A 21,208-nucleotide genomic window follows, 5' to 3' on the forward strand; every position below is an offset into this window, starting at 1 on the left:
CGGCCGTCTCTTTTTTCAGCGCGATGGGGATGGAGGCCGGTGGGCTACAAAAGGCGAGGGCGGGCGAATGTTAGCGTTGGGGTTTCATGCCGCCGCGTGTCTGCCGCGCGAGGCAAAACATCTTCCATTGCAACGAACCTACCGATGAAACTTCGACGCCAACTTTTTCTTCTGATCCCTTGCGCCGTGGGGCTGCTCGCAGTCGCCAACGTCAGTGAAGCCCAAAGCCGCAAGGGCTCCGTCGAAGGGCGGTTCGAAAAGCTTCCAGCATTCACCTTCGAACAACTGCCGTTGGCGGACGCCATCAAGGTCGTGCATGGTGACGGCAAGCGAAAGCTGGCCGTGTTCTCGGACCCCAACTGCGGCCATTGCAAGCGCGTCGATCAGGACCTGAAGAAGATCGGCAACGTGACGGTCTATGTCTTTCTGTACCCGATCCTCGGCGCCGATTCGACTGCCAAGTCGCGCAACCTGTGGTGCAGCAAGGAGCGCGCGAAGACCTGGGAAAACTGGATGCAGTCGGGCACCGAGCCCGGTCCGGCGACCGGCGCCTGTGACACCACTGCCCTGCAACGGAATGCAGACTTCGGCCGAAAGCTCGACGTGAAGGGCACGCCGACGATGATCTTCAAGGACGGTACGCGCGTGCCGGGCGCGATCTCGGCGGACTGGATCGAGCAGTTGCTCGCGGCCGCGGAGCGCTGATCCACCGGGGCTTCACGAGAGGCCGTGTCGAGGCTCGACAGGTTGTGTGGAGGACGTCAACAGCACGTCTTCGAAGAACGCGCCGATGGGACGCTCCAGGTCGCGCACCTGAACCTCCAGCACCCAGATCCCGTCGTCCGGCACGAAATCGGCCTCGGCCAGGCGGTGCTTGCCGTACAGCGCGTGAGGAAAGTCGGACACCCGATGGCCGCCGGTGTCGCGCACGAGCGTGCAACCGTGTTCGCGCGCCAGCCCCTCCGCAAAGTCGTAGAGCGCGCTGCCGCTCAGGCCTTGCTTCCATGCCAGCTGGGCCTGCGCGAAGATGTTGCGCGCGGCCTGCGTGCAGCGTTGGTGATCGGGGTCAGAGCCCATCACGAAAGTGTCGCCGTAGTCGCCTTCGTAGCCGTCCCAGACGGGGCCGAGGTCGATGGTGAAGATGTCGTCGGCGCGCAGCTTGCGATGCCGGTCGACAGGCTGGCGCGAAGTGCATTGCGTATCGGGGCCGAAGCGCACGTAGGTGGGGTGCCAGTTGTAGGCCGCGCCCAGTGTGCGCAAGTGCTTGTCCGCGACGGCGATGGCTTCGCCGGTGGTCATGCCGGGCACCATCAGCGCCGCGATCTGCGGCAATGCGTCCATCGAGCGCTTGCGCGCATCGAGGATGCCGTCGAGAGAAAAGGCCGCGCCCACTTTCTCCCAGGGATGCCGCACGACGTAGGGCGCGTTGTCCTGTTCCGCTTGCGTGGCTGGCAGGAATGCTTCTGACTGGAAGCGCTCTTTCGGCAAGCCCGCTGCCTTCAGCATGTCGCGCGCTTCCCGAACCATGGCGGGGTTGCCGCAGGCGTGGACGACGGTGCGTTGCCAGTCGTGGCCTGCTGCCAGCGCCGCGTGTTGAACGTGCCGATGTTCTTCGTGGGTGGCGACACGGTCGGCCGACAACACCGGTACCCAACGAAAGCACGCATGCGCGTCCTGCAGCTTGTCGAGCCAGCCGGATGCATAGCAGTCGTGCAGGCTCGCGCAGCCCCAGTACAGCGTGACCGTGCTGAATTTTTCGCTCGCCAGCGCCGTCTGCAGGATGGCACTGACGCCCGCGAAGCCCGTGCCCGTCGCCAGCAACACCAGGTGCGCGACAGCTTCGGCAGGCGCTTGCCAGGTGCATGCGCCGTAAGGCCCGTCGAGCTCGAGCAGGTCGCCCGGCTGGAGATCCGCCAGCTTCAGATCGGTGAACGCGCCACCCGGAATCCGTCGGATATGAAACTCCAATTGGTTCGCGTCGCCGCTCTCGGCTGGCAGGTTCGCGATGGAAAAACTGCGGCGCTCGCCGTTGTCGAGCAGCAGCTGCGCATGCTGTCCGGGCAGGCATTGAAAAGGCTCGGCACTCTGCAACTCGACCCGCAGCCGCGTCACGCTGGCGGCCACCGCATCGAGCGCGACGACCTTCGCGGAATAACGGGCGGCCGGACGCGCCGGCGCTTGCCAGTGCGCAAAGCGAAGGCTCAGGTCGCTCGTGGCGCGGCACTGGCACATCAGCAGTTCGTCGTCCGCCACCTGGTAGGCAGCTTCGGATGGCGCAGAGATCCGCTCGAAGCTGCCATCGACCACTTGCGCGCGGCAGGACCCGCATTCGCCGCGCTTGCACGAGAACGGCACCGCGACGCCTTCGGCCAGTGCCGAGTCGAGGATGCTGCCCGCGTTGGCCAGAGGAAACCGGGGGCCATCAGGTGCGACGGTGCAAAAGTGGAGGGATGAATTCGTCATGCGTGGGGAAGTCTTCGAGGTTGGATCGCGGGCTTTGCCGAAGCAAATCTACCTAGAATGCGGACTGATCCATAGAGCCATATCTGGAAATATGACCAGGCCACTTTCTCGCGCCTCCCAGGCCCGCCGCACGCAGTCGAGCCTCGACCTTGCCGCGGAGCCATTGTGCGAAGGTGAGTTGAAGCAGGCGTGGATCTACCGGCAGATTCGTGCCCGCATCCTCGACGGCGTGCTTGCAAAAGGCACCCGCCTGCCTTCCACGCGGCACCTGGCCGAGCGCTGGCAGGTGTCGCGCGCCACCGTCGACCTGGCCTACGACCAGCTGCGCAGCGAGGGCTACCTTGTCAGCTCGTCGGGGTCAGGCACCTACGTCGCGGCGAAGGTGCCCGACCAGTTCTTCGATGCCGGCGCACGCGCCGGCGGCGAAACACCGCGGCAACGCCCGAAGCCACCACGCCGCGGTGTGTCAGCGAACATCGATGTGGCACCGCTCATCGTGAGCGAAGCCGGCGAACCGTTCATTGCAAGGGTTCCCGACCCGGCGCTGTTTCCGCTGGACCTCTGGCGCCGCGCGCTGCAGGCCAGCGCACGGCGCGTGACCGCCGAGCAACTGAGCGACAACGAGCCCCTGGGCCTCGGCGAGTTGAGGACACAGATCGCCAGCTACCTGGGTGTTGCGCGAGGCATCTCCTGCGACGCGGAGCAGGTCATCGTGCTGTCCGGCATTCGCCAGGGGCTGGACCTGTGTGCGCGGCTCCTGCTTTCGTCCGAAGACCGGGTCATGGTGGAGGACCCCGGCTACATGCATGCGGCCCCGATATTCGGCAGGCACGCGCGGGAAGTCGTCCACGTGCCGATCGACGCGCAAGGCTTCTCGGTGGCGCACGCGCGTCGCCACGCGGGCGCGCGGCTCGTTCATGTCACGCCCGCGCACCAGGCGCCCACCGGCGTCACCATGCCCGTATCGCGACGCCTCGAACTTCTCGCGTGGGCCGAGGAAGCGGACTGCTGGGTGATCGAAGACGACTACGACAGCGAGTTCAGCTACGACAGCGCACCGCTCCCCGCGCTGAAGAGCCTGGACGCGGCGGACCGCGTCATTCATTGCGGCAGCTTCAACAAGACGATGTTCGCGGGGTTGCGCATCGGCTACGCCGTGCTGCCCCGAAAACTGGTTCCCGATTTCCGCAAGGCTCGGCACATCACGGGGCGCTCCACGGGTGTCATCGAGCAGATGGCGCTGGGCAGCTTTCTGGAGAGCGGCGCTTTCGGCCGGCACGTGCGCCGCGCGCGCCTTGCGTATGCGCAGCGTCGCAACACGGTGATCGAGGCGATGCGCGATGCGCTTGGGGGCGGGCGATTGCACGTCACGGGTGAGCAGGCGGGGTTTCACTTTGTGTGGTGGCTGCCGCCGGAGATTGATCTGGCTGCGTTCCGGGGGCGGGCGGCGGAGAGTGGGCTGCACTTTCAGGCGGTTGCTGATTTTTGCAAACGGGCAGTGCTGCCTGCGGGGTTGGTGATCGGGTATGCGGCGTTGGAGGATGAGGCGTTGAGGCGTCACACCGAGGCGTTGTGTCGGGTGATTCGTGCTGTGGTGTAGTTGGGTGAGTTGGCGCGCGGGGCAGAAACAAAAAAGCCGTTGAAAAAATCAACGGCTTCATTTGTTGGAGCCCTCGTATGCCGCTCGCAGTCGCTCACCGACAACAGCAGCGGCGTAGCGCTGTGTACTTTCATATCCAGCTTATCGCTGGCACTTGGTGTGACGTTGATCTGTCGTTGTTTGCCTGCGGCCTTTCGACTAACCTGAAACGACTCGTACGGAGTGAGGCACCTCCATCTGATAGCACGCGTCATCGGATGGAGTATCGACCGTTCAAAAAAACTACTGACTGTCGCGGCAAAGGAACGGCTCACGGGATAGTCAGACACACACAAACAAGAATGCATGAGGGATGGAGATGAACATTAGAAGAAGGTCGGGGCGCTTTGGTTTCGGGAAAAAACTGTTGATTCGCATACCAGCAGTGATTTTGAGGCACTGGCCTCAATGCACTCAACCGGTTGTATGCGGTAGCGCTGCGCGTCTAGCGTGGGCGATCCTCTTGGGACTGTTGCTAGCAGGTCCGGCATTTGCCTTACTTCCGACGACGTCGAGGTGGTTGGCAACTTACGACCCCAAGAACATATGCGGGGGCGATAACCTTCCGGCGATCTTTAAATGTTCGTTGCTGCAGCAGCACAGCATCAAGAATTCCGTCGATATCGATTCATGTTTTGTCGCTTCTCAAACGGCGACACAGGCGTCTGGCTATTGCCGATACGTGCCGAACGGCAACTACCTATATACAGCTGCTTCCAAGGCCATCAGTTGTCCCGCTGATAGCAACGCTGTCGCAGGAGGCTGCCAATGCAAGACTCGATATCAGGAAGATGGCGCCCAGACTGCCTGCATCCCTGCTGTTCCTGAGCGGCCATCGTGTCCTCGCATCGATGGGTCAAATACCGCTACTCCGATTCTTGCAGCCACCGCCGAAAAATACCGTACCGAAACCGACTGGTCCGACTCAGGCGCCAGCGCCTTGTCCTTCACGCGCACCTACCGCAGCAACTGGGCCGGAGATCCAACGCGGACCAAGAACCCACTCGGCGAAGTCTGGTCGCACAACTTCGCAACCAATCTGGTCGCAACACCCGCCACGGCCCCGTTTGGCGTAGACATCACCACCGGCGAAGGGTACGTGCGCAGCTTTGGCAAGGCAGCAGACGCCACCACCTGGAGCGCCAGCAACAGTGCCGACACCTTGGTGCAACTGTCCTCCGGTGCATGGACCTATCACCGAGCCGATGACGACACCACGCTCAACTTCAACGGCTCGGGCAAGCTTCAGACCAGCGTGGACCGCAACGGCTGGGCTGTTGCCTACGCCTACAACGGTGCCGGTCAACTCACCTCCGTCACGAATGGCTTCGGCCGCTCGCTCGCATTTGCGTACAACGGTGCAGGCCAGTTGGTTTCCGTCACGACCCCGGATGCGCGCGTCATCGCCTACGCCTACGACAGCACGGGTCGCCTGTCCTCGGTCCTGTATCCCGACGGCAAGGCGCGCAGTTTCGTCTACGAAAACCCATCGTTCCCCCAAGGGCTGACCGGCATCCTCGATGAGGCTGGCATCCGCTGGGGCACGTTTGCGTACGACAGCACGGGCCGTGCGACCAGCACTCAACTCGCAGGCGGCGTCAACGGCTATCAGGTCAGCTATCCATCGACGGGTTCCGCCAACGTCGTCGATCCGCTGGGCACAAGCCGCAGCTACAACTACAGCACGATCAAGGGAAAGCTGGCCGTTGTCGGCGGGTCACTGCCCTCGGGCGAAGGCAAGAGCGATGCTGCCAGTCGCGTACAGGATGTCAACGGACTCATTACATCGGAGACCGACTTCAAGGGCGCGGTCACAACGACGACATGGGACGTCCTTCGTCGACTGCCCACTGTCGTGGTCTACGCCTCGGGCACGCCCGATGCCCGGACAGTGACCACTCAGTGGCATGCGACCTTTGCGTTGCCAGTACTGGTGACTGAAGCCGGCCGCACCACCGCCTATACCTACGATGCCTTCGGCAACACCCTGTCGAAGACCATCACAGATACAGCGACCAACAAGGCCCAACTCTGGCAGTGGACCTACACCGCTCAAGGCTTGGTGAGTTCCCAGACTGAACCCAACGGTGCGGTGACGAGCTACACCTATGACCTCCTCGGCAACGTCCTGACAGCCACCAACGCAATCGGTCACGTCACCAGCTACACCTACGACACAGCCAACCGCGTCGTCAGCACCACAGCCCCCAACGGCCTCGTCACCGCCTACACCTACGATGCCCGTGACCGCCTGCTGACCCAAACCATCGGCGGCCAGACCACCACGCTCACCTACAAGCCCTACGGCACTGTCGAGACGATCACTCTGCCCACCGGCCTCGTCCTGACCTACACCTACGACGCAGCCCATCGCCTGACCGGCTGGAGCAACAACCGAGGCGAGAGCGGCACCTACACCCTCGATGGCATGGGCAACCGCACTGCCGAGCAGATCAAGGACAGCGCCGGCACCGTCGCGTGGAACACTGCCCGCACCATCAACAACATCAACCGCCTGAGCGCCAAGACCGAAGGCCCGAACCAGACCAGTGCCTTTGGCTACGACGCGAATGGCGAACTGATCACCGCAACCAATGGCCTGAGCCAGAGCACCAGCTACGGCCTCGACGGCTTGCGCCGCGTCAAGGCCGTGACCGATGCCGCTAACGCAACGTCCACGCTGAAGTACAACGCCCTGGACGCCGTCACCGAAGCCAAGGACTTCAAAGGCGTAGTCACCGCGTATGGGCGCGATGCCCAAGGCAACGCCACCACCGAAGCCAGCGCCGACGTGGGCACCGCCAGCACCCAGTACGACAGCCTCGGCCTGCCCAGCCAGATCACCAACGCGCTTGGCCAGGCCACCACGATCACCCGCGACGCGTTGGGCCGCCCGACCAGCCTGGTCTTCGCCGACGGCAAGACCACCACCCTGCGCTACGACCTCACGGCCAACAGCAAGGGCTATCTGTCCGAGATCGTGGACCGCAGCGGCATCACCGAGTACACCCGCGATGCCTTCGGCCGCGTCACCCTCAAGAAGCAGACCCTGATCAACGGCAGCGTGCAGCAGGTGAGCTACGGCTACAACGCCAACGGCACGCTGGCGAGCATCGGCTACCCCAACGGCGCCACGCTCACCCACGTCTACGACGCCACCGGCCGCCTTGCGAGCTTGAACTGGAACGGCAACCCCCTAGTCACCGGCATCGCCTGGAACCCGCTGGGCCAGCCCACCGCCTGGACTTGGGCGTTTGCGAACCCCGCCGTGGCTGCCAGCCGGGCCTATGACACTGCGGGCCGCCTGACCACCACCGAGTTCAGCAGCTACGTCTACGACGCCGCAGGCCGCATCACCAGCCTGACGCAGAACCTGTACCAACCCGGCGACGCCGATCCTGCGCACAGCACGATCTCTCTGGCACCGCAGACATGGAGCGTGGGCTACAACGTTGTCGGGCGCATCACCAGCTTCAATGCCACGGGCAACACGGCAGGGTTCGGCTACGACGCCAACGGCAACCGGAGCAGCAGCACCCGGGCCGTCGCTGGCCTGAGCACCAACCGCACCTACACAGTGGGTGCATCAAGCAACCGGCTCACGGGCTTCACCCAAAGCATCAACGGCGCGAGCAACACCAGCGTCACCTACGGCTACAACGCCAACGGAGATCTGGTGAGCGATGGCCTGCGCAGCTACACCTATGACGCCGAAGGGCGCCTTGGTGCCTCGACCACAGGTGCCACCGATGTCAGCCCGACCACGCGCTACGCGCACAACGCGCTGGGGCAGCGGGTGTTCAAGACCGAGCCGCTGTATCCGCCGAGCCATGGCAATGCAGCCGACCCGGGGTTCATGCAGAGCCTGGTGGCGTTCTTCACGAAACTGTGGAGCCCGAGCACAAGCCAAGCGGAGCAACTGGGCTATGCGTATGTCTACGACGAGCAGGGCACGCTGATCGCGGAGGTGGGCAGCGGGGGCACGAACAGTGCGGGGCAAGCGCAGTACATCTACCTGCAGACAGCCAATGGGCCGATGCCGATTGCGGCGGTGGTCAATGGCGCCACCTACGCGGTGCACAGCGACCACCTGAATACGCCGCGCAAGCTCACCAATGTGGATGGACAGGCTGTCTGGCAGTGGGGCTACAGCGCGTTCGGGGAAGACAAGCCGACGCTGGCGAAGAGCCGGTTTGCCAATCTGGAGACGACGCCGAATCCTGGCACCACGAACCTCTCAGAGGTGAAGTTCAACCTGCGGTATCCGGGGCAGTATGCGGATGAGGAGTCGGGGCTGTTCTACAACGGGTTCAGGTCCTACATTCCGACTCTTGGACGGTATACACAGGGCGACCCTATTGGCCTTGACGGGGGCTGGAATAGATTTGGCTATGTAGACGGAAGCCCGTTGAGCTATGTTGATCCTGATGGGCTAGCTCCAAGAATAGGGCGCAAACCGACTGACCTTGAACCACTTGATGGGGGCGGCGGGTCTGGGGTTGGGGGCGGAGCAGGTGGGAGGACGTCTTCGAGGCCCATGTCGAGCCGTACGCCTGCGGACACCACGACGCTTTACCGAGCAGTCACCCAGGGGGAATTGACGCAAATCCAAAGAACATGTCGATTTGAAGCTGGACCGAACTCCTTGGGAGGAAAGTTCTTTGCAGAGTCTCGGGAACATGCCCGCCAATGGGGTGATGCGATGAATGGGAAAGGCAACTCAACGGTGCTAGAAGCCCAGATGCCGAGGAGTCAGGCAGATAGACTCATGAGGTGGGATCGATTGGATGGGATTGGGCCCGCTAGATATGGTGAGCTTGATCAACTTCGAGACGTGAAAATCAAAGGACCTGGCCTATGAAAGACCCGGTAAAAGTGAATGTGCTCTGGGAGGATGAAAAGATGAGCCGTCTGCCCAGCGGGACAAGCTATTCAACCGTCGCGAAGTTTGCAGAGGACGTTGAGAAGTGGCCTTCTGACGCTTGGAGTGTGGTGTTGGAGTTTCAACCTGAAACTGCGAAGAAACGTGCATTCGACGCAACGGCTCGCTTCTTGGTGTCGCATGCCCCCTGGGAACGATTGAAACCTGGGTGCGTATTTGAGCTCTACGAAGGTGGCCGAAAGACTGCAACGGTCAATGTCGTGTCGTCGTGAGTAAAAAGCTGAGCTTTTAGGGCGTCCAGTCAATTCTGCAGTCGTTCAACTCCCTGAACGGAAATATCCTGGGGTGGTCGTGCAAGGCGATATGTTGAATAGTCTCGTACGTCGGCTCGAAGAAATGGGCAATCTCGCAAAGACCAACCAGCTAGAAGATCTGAAGACGGAGATCGAGGAAATGCGGGAGCAATTGTCTTCTGCGCGGGACTACTACGAGGTCATTTGCGCCGAGCACCGTGTCGAACTGCCGTACTCTAAGCTAGCCCTGTGATTACGGACGATCCAGCTTGCCCGTTGGGTTCAGCCCATCACCGGAAGAAGAACTCTTTTATCGAATGATCTGGCAGGTCTGTCGAATCTACGTTCTGGTGCTTGTCGCCAACTATCACGGTTCGCCAGCTCGACTACAGTTGTTGGTGTAGATTTTCACGCCTATTTGATTCACTTTCCCATTGAGCGCGGACCCGATTTTTCGCACCGATGCATAGTAACTATCCAATGCAGTGTGGAGCGATATGTTTGCCAAACTAGCGATTGCGGCATTAGCCGTTGCTTCATTCAACGTCTGTGCAGAGAGCGTGCCCCTGAGCTTCGATGGCACGCTTGCAGCAAAAGCGTGGTTCTCCAAGATCTATCCATCGCACGAAATAAAGCGGTACGCAGTCAAGGGACCCGGAGGGAGTAGTGAAATCTACGCGTTCTATGGCCCTCGAGGCTCAGGGATCGGGCGCCTCGACGTTTGGTTCTATTCCTGCCTGAAAGCAACTTCATGTGAGTTGCTTGCGATGACTAGTTTAGGGCGGGGGGAAGACATCACTAAAGATCCGACCGTCGAGTGGGAAGAGCCGTATTTGGTTATCAAGTCCGACAAAAGGATTCTTGCAAAAATCAGGCGATGAGCACCTCGAATCTCGCTCTTGGATCGCAATGAAAGAGGCCTGTACCGCTGATTTCGGATCACTCCCTCCCAGCTTCTCGATGAACAGCAGATGGCTGCGCATGCGAAATGTTAGGCCCCGCCCCGAGTGATGATCATCAGGATCGTCATCGCGCCGCGGGAGACTCCCCTCGCTGAGGAAAAACGTAGGAACTAGCAGTGAAGCCAGATCTGTCGAAAACTTTTGAGTGGAACAAGTACTTCGCGAATGCGGGCTCTTTGGACCTTGATGCGAAATCCATCGAAAAACTTCACCAGGAGGCGCGAGCTTTCCTGGGGGCCTTCGATTGGTGCAGAGCGATCACCGAAGATCGCATTGGTTTTGTTTATCCGGGCATCGTCGGCGTGTTCTTGTTCAAGTTCAAGTTGGCAAGAAGGGAAGTCGAAGAGTGGGTTTGGGTCGTCACCGGCGATCTACCGCCTGCCTACATCGCATGCGAAGACAGCCCGAATCCTGCAACGGCTCTTGATGCTTACGTGGGGGCGATGCAAGAGTGGGTGGATGCTGTCGAGCAGGGCACGCCTATTGCCCATCTCATCCCAGTAAATGTGGCGCCATCAAAAGAAAATGCCACCCGCCTCAAGACGCGGCTTGATCTTTTGGACGAAAAAATTCTGTCGGGCTATGCCGAGGACTTGAAGGCGTTTTGAACGAAACGGCGGACTGGCCAACCCAGCTCTCACGCTGAGCCTTGTTCATCACCACCCGAACAACTTTCGAACCATCGACGGGCCGAGTAGCACCGTCAGGAACGGGTAGCGTTCGACCTGTTTCTTGCTCTGCACGAACGCACTGGAATTTTTGACAGCTTGCGCAACGTGGTCGCTGCTATCGACCAGCGGCTGCTTTCGGACGTCTCTCGGCACAGCCTTTGCCCACATCTGCCTCGGCAAAGCAAAAAGCCGTTGAAAAATCAACGGCTTCATTGGCTGGTGCCCTCGACAGGAATCGAACCTGTATCTGAGTCTTAGGAGGACCCCGTTCTATCCATTGAACTACGAGGACCGAAGGCAGGGCGAGACTTTACCAGTTCGACCTGGTCAGTCGTATTTCACCGTGTAGATCAGGTCCAGCCCGCTCGTCTGCCCCGCCTGCCCCCGCAGGGTGAGCCTTTGGGTCAGGTCATAGAAGATGAAGATGGTGCCGAAGGTGCCGCCCAGGCTGCGTTCGTAGGTCACGTAGAAGTCCTTCGACAGCCGCTTGCCCAGGGTGACGGCCGACTCGCGCAGGTCGCCGCCGCTGCCGGGGCCCTTGAAGCCGAGTTCGTCCAGGCCGAAGCGGCTGGCCAGGCTGCCGCCGGTGCCGCCACCGCCGATCTTGCCCAGCAGCGACAGCGCGGCCTGCTGCAGCAGCGCCGATTCGCCGCCGCTGGTGGCGGACGCCCGGCCGAGGATCACCCATGACAGGGTTTCGGCATCGGACAGCGCAGGCTCGGAATACAGCTTGACGCGCGGCGACTGCGCGCTGCCGGTGATCTGCACGCCCGCGCGCTGCGAGAGGTTGGGCCGTATCGCGAGGATGTCGAGCGCGGGGTTGTCGAAGGGGCCGTTGAAGCGCGCCACGCCGGTTTCCACATCGAGCTGCTGGCCGTAGGCGCGGTACTGGCCCTTCACGGTCTTGACCTCGCCGGTGATGCGTGGCGGTGCATTGAGCCTGGTGCTGCGAATTTCCAGGTCGCCTTCGAGCCGCGTGGTGATGCCGCGGCCCTGCACGGCGAAGTCGTCGCCCAGGTCGAAGTTGACGACGATGTCCGGGGGCTTGGCGGTCTGCGGCTTGGCGGCCTGGGCATCGACGCGCGCAGATTCGCGCTGGGCCTGTTCCGCGGCCTCGCGGTCCTTGGCGGCCGATCGCACGACGACGTCGCTGCCGAGGCTTGGCGCGGTTTCGTCGGGCAGGATGATGACGGCGCGGTCGGTCTTGAGTTTGCCGCGCACGGTGAACTGGCCGCCATTCAGTTTTGCCTGCAGGTCGCCCGAGAGGGTGACCTGCCGGTCGGTGCGAACGAGCACGCGCAAGGCGCGCAGCTGGCCTTGGAGGGCCATGCGAATGCCCGATGACGCCGATGACGCAGCACCGCCACTGTTCGCGGGGCCCCAGCTCATTTCGCCGCTGGCCGAGAGCGAGCCGCCATCGGTGCGGGCCTCGCTGGCCGAGGTGCTGCGGTTGCCGCTCTGGCCGGCGATGCGCGCGGAGCTGCCGGCGCCGCCCTTGAGGGTGAATTCGGTGATCTCGATGCGCTCGCCGGTGAGCGTGGCGCGCAGGCGGCCATCGCGCAGGTCGAGGCCTTCGACGGGGGCGCGCAGCGCGAGCTTGTCGGCGCCCAGGGCGCCGTTCCAGCGCGGTGCCGCGCGGCTGCCCGACAGGGCGGCGCTGGCGTCGAGCGTGCCGGCGATGCGCCAGCCCGGCGGCGCGAGCATCGACCACACGCCGAGGTTCGGCAGCGTGGCCTTGATGGTGCCGCCCAGTGGCGCATCGGGCGCCCATTGCCAGCCGCCGGCGCGCTGCTGCACGCGGGTGTTGATGTCGGCGTTGATCTGGCCGGCACGTTCGCTGTCCCATGCCAGGGTGGCGCGAACGGCGTCGCCCTGCGCGTCGATCTGCAGCTCGGCCTTGCGCAGGCCCGCCGGCGTGCTGGGCGACTCGGCGCCGTTGGCGGCCGTGGCGGAGTTCATGGTGCGTTCGCTCGCGGTGCCCGTTCCGGTGCTGGTGATGCGCGTGACCAGCGCGGCTTCGCCGGCCTGCACGCGGATGTCGCCGCTCTGGCGCGCGATGCGTGCCCTGGCGCGCAGCGTGTCGCCGGCGTCGATGTCCCAGTCGCCGTCGAACATGAGGTCGCCGCTGATGCCGAGTTCGCTCAGCGTCGAGCTGGCACCCAGCGCGCCGGCCCAGGCCATCGGCAGGCCCTGCATCTGGCCCTTGGACTGCACGCGGAACACGCGGTTGGGCGCGGCGCCGCTCTGGCTGAAGCGCAATGGCTGCCAGTCGATGCGCACGGTGCCGGGCACCGGGCCGCGCAGGGTGGCCGCGGCGGCCGAGGCCTCGACATCGAGGCGGCCAGCGTTCGAGCCGCTGCCGGTGCGAATGGTCGCCGTGACTTCGCGGCTCAGCTCGACCACCCAGGGGTTGGTGCCGGGGCGGGCGGGGATGTCCTGGGCCTGCAGGCGCAGGCTGGCGAGCGCCGCGCGCCATTGGTCGTTGCCGGCAATGCCGCCGCTGGCGCGCGTGTCGATGGTGAACTTCTGCGTGCCGGTGCTGGCCTCGCCCTGCAGGGTGAGCGTGGCCTGCGCCAGGCTGCCGGCAAGGTCGGCGCGCAGGTCGCGCAGTTGCACGGTGGTGGCGGTGCCGCCGGCTTCGGCGGCCGGCATGTGCAGCTCGAGCCGTGGCACGCCGAGCGCGGCCTTGAGCGTGGGTTCGTTGACGCCGCGCTGCGCCGGCGCGTTGGCGTTCTGCAGCCGTCGCTGGATGGTCTGCCAGCCGCCTTGCCAGCTGGCATCAAGCTTCGCCGAGCCCTTGGCACTGGCGTTCGCGAACACGCCGGAGAGCCCGGGCAGGCTTTGCACCCAGCGCTGCAGGGTGTCGGCGTCGTCGATGCTGGCCTTGATGTCGCCGCTGCCGGTGGTCGGCGCAATGCGGCCTTCGAGCTGGGCGCCGCCGCCCGGCAGCGTGAGGCTCAGCTTGCCGCTGCCGGCCTGCTCGGCCACGCGCACCTGCAGCTTGCCGTCGAGGCTGGCGCGCTGGGCTTCGATGCGCAGCGTGCGCAGGTCGAGCACCTGGTCTTTCCACTGGCCCTGGGCCAGCGCGCGGTCGAGCGCGAAGCCCGGCAAAGCCTTGCTGCCCGCACCGCCGCCCTCGGCGCGCAGCGCGGCGTCGAAGGTGATGGTGTCTTCGCCCCGTTCGCCTTGCTCGGCCTTGAGCTGGCCGCTGATGGGGGCGCCCGAGAGTTCGCTGTACAGCGCGGCGGGCCGCACGCCGCGCACCGTGGCCTGTGCCTGCCAGGGCGCGGGAGCGGGGCTCCAGCGACCCGCCGCATCGATGCGGCCGCCGCCGGCGCGCACGGTGGCTTCGGAAATGGTCCAGTGGGTGCCATCGAAGCCGACGCGGGCCTGCACCTGTTCGATGGGCAGCTTCTCTTTGTCCCACGGGCCGGCCACTGCATTGCGGATGTCGGCCGAGGCCTTCCATGCGGCCGGGCCGGTGTCGGCATCGGGTTCGAGAGAGACGGTGCCGGTCAGCCGCGTTTCGGGCGCGCCGGGCCACAGGCTGGAGGCATCGACGTTGCGCAGGTCGGCCTTGGCATCGATCACCGGTTGCGGCAGCCAGGGTGCGATCTGCGCCTGCAGCTTGGCTTCCATCGGGGCTTCGGCGTTTTCTTCGGCGGGCTGCAGTTCGGCCGCGACCTGCAGGCGCGCCGCCGTGCCCGACAGCGTGCCCTTCACCGTGGCCTGGGCCAGCACGTCGATGCTGTGGTCTTCGGCCAGCGGCGCCTTCACGCGGCCGTCGAGCGCGGCATCGATGGCCATTGGCGCAGGCCCCTGCAGCTTGACGCGCGCGCTGTAGTGGCCATCGGCAATGTCCACGCCCTTGACCTCGAGCGCGTGCTCGGCGGCCTTGTAGCTGTAGCTGCCCGAAAGGTTGGTCGCCGTCAGCGCGGGCGGGCCGGCCCAGCGCAGCGTGTCGATGCGAAAGGGCAGCTCCACGTCGACCGGCAGCGCGAGCTGCGCCAGCGGTTCGGTGGGCTTGTCGCTCGGCGGGCCGCGGCGCTCTATCAGCACTTGCTTGGCATGCACTTCGCCCAACTGCACCTTGCGCTGGAACAGCGGCGCGAGCTGCCAGCCGATGGTGGCCTCGTTCACTTCGACGGCAATGCTTTCGCTCTGGTACTTGAGCCAGCCGATGTGGCCGCCGGTGCGCAGCGAGCCGGACACGTCGCGGCTCTCGAGCGTCTGGCCCGCGGGCAGCCGCTGCGCCGCCTGTGCCAGCGCAAAGGCCAGCGACTGGTTGGAGCCCAGCCACCACCAGGCGCCCGCGCCCAGCAGCAGCACCACGATGAACAGGCCGAGCACGGTCCAGGCCAGCGCGCGCAGCGCCCGGCGCGCGCGCGAGCGCTTCACGGCCGAAGGCGTTGGCGAAGAAGGCACGGGATCTGGTTCGGTCGACATTTAAAAAAAGCGCCGGATCAGAAGGTGAAGCCGAGGCGAAAGTGCAGGCGGAACTTCTTCGTGTCCACGCCATAGGCCAGGTCGGCCTGCACCGGCCCGACCGGGCTGCGCCAGCGCGCGCCGACACCCACGCCCACCTTGGGCTTGAGCTCGCCGGGCTTGTCGGCCACGGCGCCGGCATCGACGAACACCACGCTCTCCCATTCGGTGAGCTTGTCCTTGTAGACGAAGGGGCGCTGCCACTCGGCGCTGAGCACGCCGAGGTAGCGGCCGGCGACGATCTGGCCGTCGGAGCGCACGGTGCCGATCTGCTTGTAGCTGTAGCCGCGCACGGTGGTGTCGCCGCCGGTCAGGAACATCAGCGTCGAGGGGATCTGCGCGCTGTCCTTGGCCGACACGGCGCCGGCCTCGGCGCGCACCTGCAGGCGGCTGCGGCGTGCGCGGCTTTCCTTGTCTTCGGCCGAGCCCAGCGGCAGCACGCCGAGCCAGCGTGCGTAGGTGCGCGTGAAGGGCGTCTGCTGGCCCGTGAGCGTGTAGCCGGCGGCCACTTCGAGCGCCAGGCCGTAGCCGCGCGAGGGCGCGGAGTTGTCGTCGAAGTAGCGTCCGGTCCAGCCCCAGTTGGCGGTCACGGCCGAGGCCGAGGGCGGGGCGTTGGTGCCGCGGTTCTGTGCGTAGTCGTACTGCAGGAAGTAGCTGCGGTCGATGTGGTCGCTCGACTTGTTGCGCCCGCCGCGCAGCCGGCCGCTGTCGACGATGTAGCTGCCCGATTCCTCGCGCTTGAGCTCGCTGCCGGCAAACCAGCGCCAGCCGTGGTCGTTGGGGATCGCGTTCCACTCGGTCGACAGCGACTTGATGTCGCTGTCGACCGACAGCCGCGACACTGCGCGCCAGCCCAGCAGGGGGATGCGGTTGTGGATGTGGTCGATCGACAGGCGCGGGCCGTTGTCGGTGGTGAAGCCGGCGCCCAGCACCACCTTCTGCAGCGGCGCCTCGCGCAGCTGCGCGATGACGGGCGCGGCCAGCGGGTTGCCGCTGTCGGTGTCGAGCGTGAGGAACACCGAGTCGTAATAGCCGCTGCTGGCCAGGCGCTGCTGGGCATCGAGCAGCTTCTGCTGGTCGTAGTCGGCGCCGCTGGGCAGGCGGGCGATGCGGCGCGCGCCATCGGGGTCGTAGCGCTCGGTGCCGCGCAGCACCAGCGGGCCGAACTTGTAGGCCGGGCCCGACTGGTAGGTGACGTTCAGGCGGGCCTCGTGGCGGTCGGCATCGACCTCGGCGCGGCTGATCTCGATGTTGCCGGTGGGAAAGCGCTTGGCCGTGAGGCTGCGCAGCGCGGTGGTCTTGGCGTTGTCCCAGGCCTGCTGGGTGAAGGGCTGGCCGGCACGCAATGCCCACTCGGTGCGGATCGCGTCGCGCTGGGCTTCGGCGGCGGCGTCGTCGGCAATGGCGCCGCCATAGCTGATCTGCACGTTGCTCACCTTGGTGATGTCGCCGGGCGCCACGGTAATGACGATTTCTCGCGGGGCCTTGGTGCCGTCGGGTGTCTCGTTGAGCTCGAGCGTCAGCGTGGGCGTGAAGTAGCCCAGCGTGCCGAGCAGTTCGCGGGCATTGGCCTCGGCGGCCACCATGAGGCGCGAGATTTCGGTGGCGCCCAGGTCGTCGAGCTCGCGGTAGCGCTGGATTTCAAGGTGCAGGGCGAGGTAGTCGCGCACGTCCTCGGGGCCGCGCACGTCGACGGTGAAGGCATCGCGGCGGTCGGCCTTGGCCTTCTCGTCGTCCTTGCTGTCCTTGTCGCCCTTGTCGTTCTTGCCGCCGCTCTTGTCGGCCCTGGCGGCGCTGTCGGCATCGCCCGCGCGCACCAGCCCGGCCACGGGCTTGCCTTCCGCGGCGTCTTTTTTCGGCAGCAGGCTGCAGCCTTGCAAAAGCAGGACGCCGGAAAAAAGCAAAGCCGGCAACCACGCCGGCGCAAAGACGGAAACCACCCTGACCATGGGCGGATTCTGACAGCAAGACCCGCCGGTTCCTGAAGCGCGGGCGTACAGGCGGCGAAGTCCTACTTGCTTACTTGGACAACATGCGCATTGCTTCCTCCAGGCCCCGCAGGGTCAGGGGGTACATGCGGTTCGACATGAGCTGCTGCATCACGGCGATGCTCTGGCGGTATTGCCACACGCCCTGGGGCTCGGGGTTGATCCACGCGAACTTGGGGAAGGTGTGCGTGAGCCGCTGGATCCACTCGGCACCGGCCTCTTCGTTGTTGTACTCCACGCTGCCGCCGGGCTGCAGGATCTCGTAGGGGCTCATGGTCGCGTCGCCGACGAAGATGAGCTTGTAGTCCTTGTTGTACTTGCGCAGGATGTCCCAGGTCGCGAACTTCTCGGAGAAGCGGCGCTTGTTGTTCTTCCACATGAAGTCGTACACGCAGTTGTGGAAGTAGAAGAATTCCAGGTGCTTGAACTCGGTCTTGACGGCCGAGAACAGTTCTTCCACGCGCTGGATGTGCTCGTCCATGGTGCCGCCCACGTCCATCAGCAGCAGCACCTTGACGTTGTTGTGGCGCTCGGGCCGCATCTTGATGTCGAGGTAGCCGGCGTTGGCCGCGGTCGAATGGATGGTGTCGTCCAGGTCCAGCTCTTCCTCGTGGCCTTCGCGCGCGAACTTGCGCAGCCGGCGCAGCGCCACCTTGATGTTGCGCGTGCCCAGCTCCTGGCTGTCGTCGTAGTCCTTGTAGGCGCGCTGGTCCCACACCTTCACGGCGCTCTTGTTCTTGCCGGCGCCGCCGATGCGGATGCCCTGCGGGTTGTAGCCACCGTTGCCGAAGGGCGAGGTGCCGCCGGTGCCGATCCACTTGCTGCCACCCTCGTGGCGTTCCTTCTGCTCCTCGAAGCGCTTCTTGAGCGTTTCCATGAGCTCGTCCCAGCCCATCTTCTCGATCTTGGCTTTTTCTTCGGCGGTGAACTCGCGCTCCAGCGTTTTCTTGAGCCAGTCGAGCGGCACTTCCTTCGTGAAGTCGGTGAGCATCTCGACGCCCTTGAAGTAGGCGGCGAAGGCGCGGTCGAACTTGTCGTAGTGCTTCTCGTCCTTTACCAGTGCGGTGCGCGAGAGGTAGTAGAAGTCGTCCAGGCCGTAGGCGCCGTCGGAGTTGGGTCCCACCACGTCGGCCTGCAGGGCTTCGAGCAGCGTGAGGTATTCCTTGACCGACACCGGCAGCTTGGCCGAACGCAAGGTGTAGAAGAAGTCGATGAGCATGAGAGCGCTCCTTGTGTTTCAGCCGCGCGGCTTGTCGAGCAGGTACAGCAGCTGTGCCTTGACCTCGGGCCACTCGCCCGCGCGCAGGCTGTACATGACGGTGTCGCGGATGGTGCCGTCGCGGCGCATCACGTGGCCGCGGATCACGCCGTCTTTTTGGGCGCCCAGGCGCTCGATGGCGCGCTGCGAGGCAAAGTTGAAGTTGTCGGTGCGCCAGCCCACCACGTTGCAGCCCAGCGTGTCGAAGGCATGCGTGAGCATCAGCAGCTTGCAGGTGGTGTTGACGTGCGTGCGCTGGCAGCGCTTGGCGTACCACGTGTAGCCGATCTCGACGCGCTTCACGCCCGGCAGGATGTCGTGGAAGCTGGTGCTGCCGAGCACGGTGCCGGTGGCGGCCTCGGTCACGGCGAATGCAAAGCGGTCGGCGGTCTTGAGCGCGGTCTCTATATAGGCGCGCGTGTCCTGCGGCTCGGGCACGGAGGTGACGCGCAGCTTCCAGAGCTCGCCATCGGCGGCAGCGGCGCGCAGGCCTTCTTCGTGGTCCAGCGAGAGCGGCACCAGTGCCAGGTCGCGGGCCTTCAGCGTGACTGGTTCGACGAACGCCATCTTTTCTCCGACTCTTGGTTTGGCGCGTGTGTGCTTTTCAGCCGCGCGGGTCGCCGTACTTGCCCACGTACCAGACGCGCGCCGCTTGCGCGCCGGCGCCGCCGCCCAGGCCGATCAGCGCAATGCCGAAGATCTCGCGCCGGCCGTATTCACCGGCGCCGAAAGCGTCGAGCCCGAGCAGCAGCCCGAGCCCGCGGCCGAGCAGCGCGCCCAGCACGAACAGCACGGCCTGGGCAATGCCCAGCTTCATCAGCTGTTTGGTGGGATGTGGTTGCCGGCTCATGAACGGGCCTAGCGGTTGTTGCGCTGCATGAAGACGAGCTTCTCGAACAGCGTCACGTCTTGCTCGTTCTTGAGCAGCGCACCCACCAGCGGCGGCACGGCGACTTTCTCGTCCTTGCTCTGCAGTGCTTCGAGTGGAATGTCTTCGGCCACCAGCAGCTTGAGCCAGTCGAGCAGCTCGGAGGTGGAAGGCTTCTTCTTCAGGCCGGGCAGGTTGCGCACGTCGTAGAAGGTCTTCATGGCGGCCGTGAGCAGTTCCTGCTTGAGGCCTGGGAAGTGCACCGCGACGATGTGCTTCATCGTCTCCGCGTCGGGGAACTTGATGTAGTGGAAGAAGCAGCGGCGCAGGAAGGCGTCGGGCAGTTCCTTCTCGTTGTTGGAGGTGATGAACACCACCGGCCGGTGCTTGGCGCGAATGAGCTCGCGCGTCTCGTAGCAGTAGAACTCCATGCGGTCGATTTCGCGCAGCAGGTCGTTCGGGAATTCGATGTCGGCCTTGTCGATCTCGTCGATGAGCAGCGCCACCGGCTCGTCGGCCGTGAAGGCCTGCCACAGCACGCCCTTGACGATGTAGTTCTGGATGTCCTTGACGCGTTCGCCGCCGTCGATGTCTTTCAGTTGCGAGTCGCGCAGGCGGCTCACGGCGTCGTATTCATACAGGCCCTGCTGCGCCTTGGTGGTCGACTTGATGTGCCACTGCAGCAGCGGCAACCCAAGCGATTGCGCCACTTCCTCGGCCAGCATGGTCTTGCCGGTGCCGGGCTCGCCCTTGACGAGCAGCGGGCGCTTGAGGGTGATCGCGGCATTGACCGCGAGCATCAGGTCCTGTGTGGCGACGTAGTTGTCTGAGCCCTTGAATTTCATGAGTGGCGTCGGTAGGCAGGGTGGAGAAAAGAACACACTCGATCGGCATCGTGCAGCCTCTTGTGCGGCCGGCACGGGGTTCCGTGGGACCCTTGCATATAATCGAATGTTGATTCGAAAAACTGTACTCTCCACGAGATTGTGCGCGCAAAATGAACAAGTTGTTGACCACGATGTTTGCCCTTGCTGTCGCTTGCGTGACGCTCTCGGCACAAGCCCAGCAAGTCACGGGTAAAGCCCAGGACGGTGCGAAGAAAGTACAGATGTGCGTGGGCTGCCACGGCATCATTGGCTACCAGGCCAGCTTCCCGGAGATCCACAAGGTGCCCATGATCGCGGGCCAGAGCGCCACGTACATCACGGCCGCTCTCACTGCCTACAAGGGCGGCGACCGCAAGCACCCCACCATGCGCGCCATTGCCGACACGCTCACCGAGCAGGACATGGCCGACCTCGCCGCCTACTACAGCCAGCTCGGCGTGAAGGAAGGCGATGCACCACCGGCCGCCCTTGCCAAGGCCATGCCCGAGAACATCACCGCGCTGGTCGGCCGCAACGGCCCCGACAACAGCTGCACCAAGTGCCACGGCGCCAACTTCAACACGCCGAACGACGGCACCGTGCCGAAGCTGGCCGGCCAGCATGCCGACTACCTCTTCGTGGCGCTCAAGTCGTACCGCGTCAAGAACAACCCGCACCTGGGCCGCTCGAACGCGGTGATGGCCGGCCAGGTCGAACCCAAGAAGTTCACCAACGCCGAACTGAAGACGCTCGCAAGCTACATCAGCACGCTGCCCGGCGAACTGAAGACGGTGCCCGAGTCGCGCCTGCATCACGCGGCGCCATAAGAATCA

15 protein-coding genes and 1 tRNA gene are annotated in these 21,208 nt (G+C 64.4%); 7 read left to right on the forward strand and 9 right to left on the reverse strand.

Annotated elements, in window-relative coordinates:
• Positions 1-96 precede the first annotated feature (96 nt).
• On the forward strand, positions 97-705 hold the full coding sequence (locus tag DBV14_RS07640; protein WP_124458592.1) for a DsbC family protein: 609 nt from the start codon (positions 97-99) through the stop codon (positions 703-705).
• A 12-nt stretch (positions 706-717) separates the two neighbouring features.
• Here DBV14_RS07640 and DBV14_RS07645 read toward each other — a convergent pair whose 3' ends face one another.
• Positions 718-2,463 carry an NAD(P)H dependent flavin oxidoreductase family protein gene (locus DBV14_RS07645; RefSeq protein ID WP_124458593.1) on the reverse strand — a complete coding sequence of 582 codons (1,746 nt, stop codon included), beginning with the start codon at positions 2,461-2,463 and terminating at the stop codon, positions 718-720.
• Positions 2,464-2,554: 91 nt separating this feature from the next.
• Between DBV14_RS07645 and DBV14_RS07650 the strand changes: the two genes are divergently transcribed.
• The 5 genes from DBV14_RS07650 to DBV14_RS07675 all read left to right on the forward strand — a co-directional run bounded on the left by DBV14_RS07650 (position 2,555) and on the right by DBV14_RS07675 (position 10,847).
• Positions 2,555-4,063 carry a PLP-dependent aminotransferase family protein gene (locus tag DBV14_RS07650; RefSeq protein ID WP_124458594.1) on the forward strand — a complete coding sequence of 503 codons (1,509 nt, stop codon included), beginning with the start codon at positions 2,555-2,557 and terminating at the stop codon, positions 4,061-4,063.
• Between the two features lie 559 nt (positions 4,064-4,622).
• Entirely contained in the window at positions 4,623-8,963 is a 4,341-nt protein-coding gene (locus tag DBV14_RS07655; protein ID WP_185545959.1) for an RHS repeat-associated core domain-containing protein, read from the forward strand.
• Positions 8,960-9,256, forward strand: coding sequence for a hypothetical protein (locus DBV14_RS07660; protein ID WP_124458596.1), 297 nt, complete (start codon positions 8,960-8,962; stop codon positions 9,254-9,256). The genes DBV14_RS07655 and DBV14_RS07660 overlap by 4 nt, the downstream gene beginning before the upstream one ends.
• Positions 9,257-9,774: 518 nt before the next feature.
• Positions 9,775-10,158, forward strand: coding sequence for a hypothetical protein (locus DBV14_RS07670; RefSeq protein ID WP_124458597.1), 384 nt, complete (start codon positions 9,775-9,777; stop codon positions 10,156-10,158).
• 197 nt (positions 10,159-10,355) lie between these two features.
• Positions 10,356-10,847: a hypothetical protein gene (locus DBV14_RS07675; protein WP_124458598.1), complete on the forward strand. Its 492-nt coding sequence runs from the start codon at positions 10,356-10,358 to the stop codon at positions 10,845-10,847.
• Between the two features lie 48 nt (positions 10,848-10,895).
• Here DBV14_RS07675 and DBV14_RS07680 read toward each other — a convergent pair whose 3' ends face one another.
• From DBV14_RS07680 to DBV14_RS07715, 8 genes are all read right to left on the reverse strand, one after another.
• Positions 10,896-11,123, reverse strand: coding sequence for a hypothetical protein (locus DBV14_RS07680; RefSeq protein WP_124458599.1), 228 nt, complete (start codon positions 11,121-11,123; stop codon positions 10,896-10,898).
• A 4-nt stretch (positions 11,124-11,127) separates the two neighbouring features.
• A tRNA-Arg gene (locus tag DBV14_RS07685) sits at positions 11,128-11,202 on the reverse strand.
• 35 nt (positions 11,203-11,237) lie between these two features.
• A complete protein-coding gene (locus DBV14_RS07690; protein ID WP_124458600.1) occupies positions 11,238-15,356 on the reverse strand; it encodes a translocation/assembly module TamB domain-containing protein in 4,119 nt (1,372 codons plus the stop codon).
• Between the two features lie 17 nt (positions 15,357-15,373).
• The gene (locus tag DBV14_RS07695) at positions 15,374-17,344 is read right to left on the reverse strand and encodes an autotransporter assembly complex family protein (protein WP_124458601.1); all 1,971 of its coding nucleotides are present in this window, start codon (positions 17,342-17,344) and stop codon (positions 15,374-15,376) included.
• Between the two features lie 70 nt (positions 17,345-17,414).
• On the reverse strand, positions 17,415-18,602 hold the full coding sequence (locus DBV14_RS07700; protein WP_124458602.1) for a VWA domain-containing protein: 1,188 nt from the start codon (positions 18,600-18,602) through the stop codon (positions 17,415-17,417).
• Positions 18,603-18,620: 18 nt separating this feature from the next.
• Positions 18,621-19,208: a GNAT family N-acetyltransferase gene (locus DBV14_RS07705; RefSeq protein ID WP_124458603.1), complete on the reverse strand. Its 588-nt coding sequence runs from the start codon at positions 19,206-19,208 to the stop codon at positions 18,621-18,623.
• Between the two features lie 37 nt (positions 19,209-19,245).
• Positions 19,246-19,491 carry a hypothetical protein gene (locus DBV14_RS07710; RefSeq protein ID WP_124458604.1) on the reverse strand — a complete coding sequence of 82 codons (246 nt, stop codon included), beginning with the start codon at positions 19,489-19,491 and terminating at the stop codon, positions 19,246-19,248.
• A gap of 8 nt (positions 19,492-19,499) precedes the next feature.
• On the reverse strand, positions 19,500-20,354 hold the full coding sequence (locus DBV14_RS07715; RefSeq protein ID WP_124458605.1) for a MoxR family ATPase: 855 nt from the start codon (positions 20,352-20,354) through the stop codon (positions 19,500-19,502).
• 152 nt (positions 20,355-20,506) lie between these two features.
• Between DBV14_RS07715 and DBV14_RS07720 the strand changes: the two genes are divergently transcribed.
• Entirely contained in the window at positions 20,507-21,202 is a 696-nt protein-coding gene (locus DBV14_RS07720; protein WP_124458606.1) for a cytochrome c, read from the forward strand.
• Positions 21,203-21,208: the final 6 nt, after the last annotated feature.

The sequence above is a fragment of the Variovorax sp. KBW07 genome, assembly GCF_003852515.1.
Lineage (GTDB): Bacteria > Pseudomonadota > Gammaproteobacteria > Burkholderiales > Burkholderiaceae_C > Variovorax.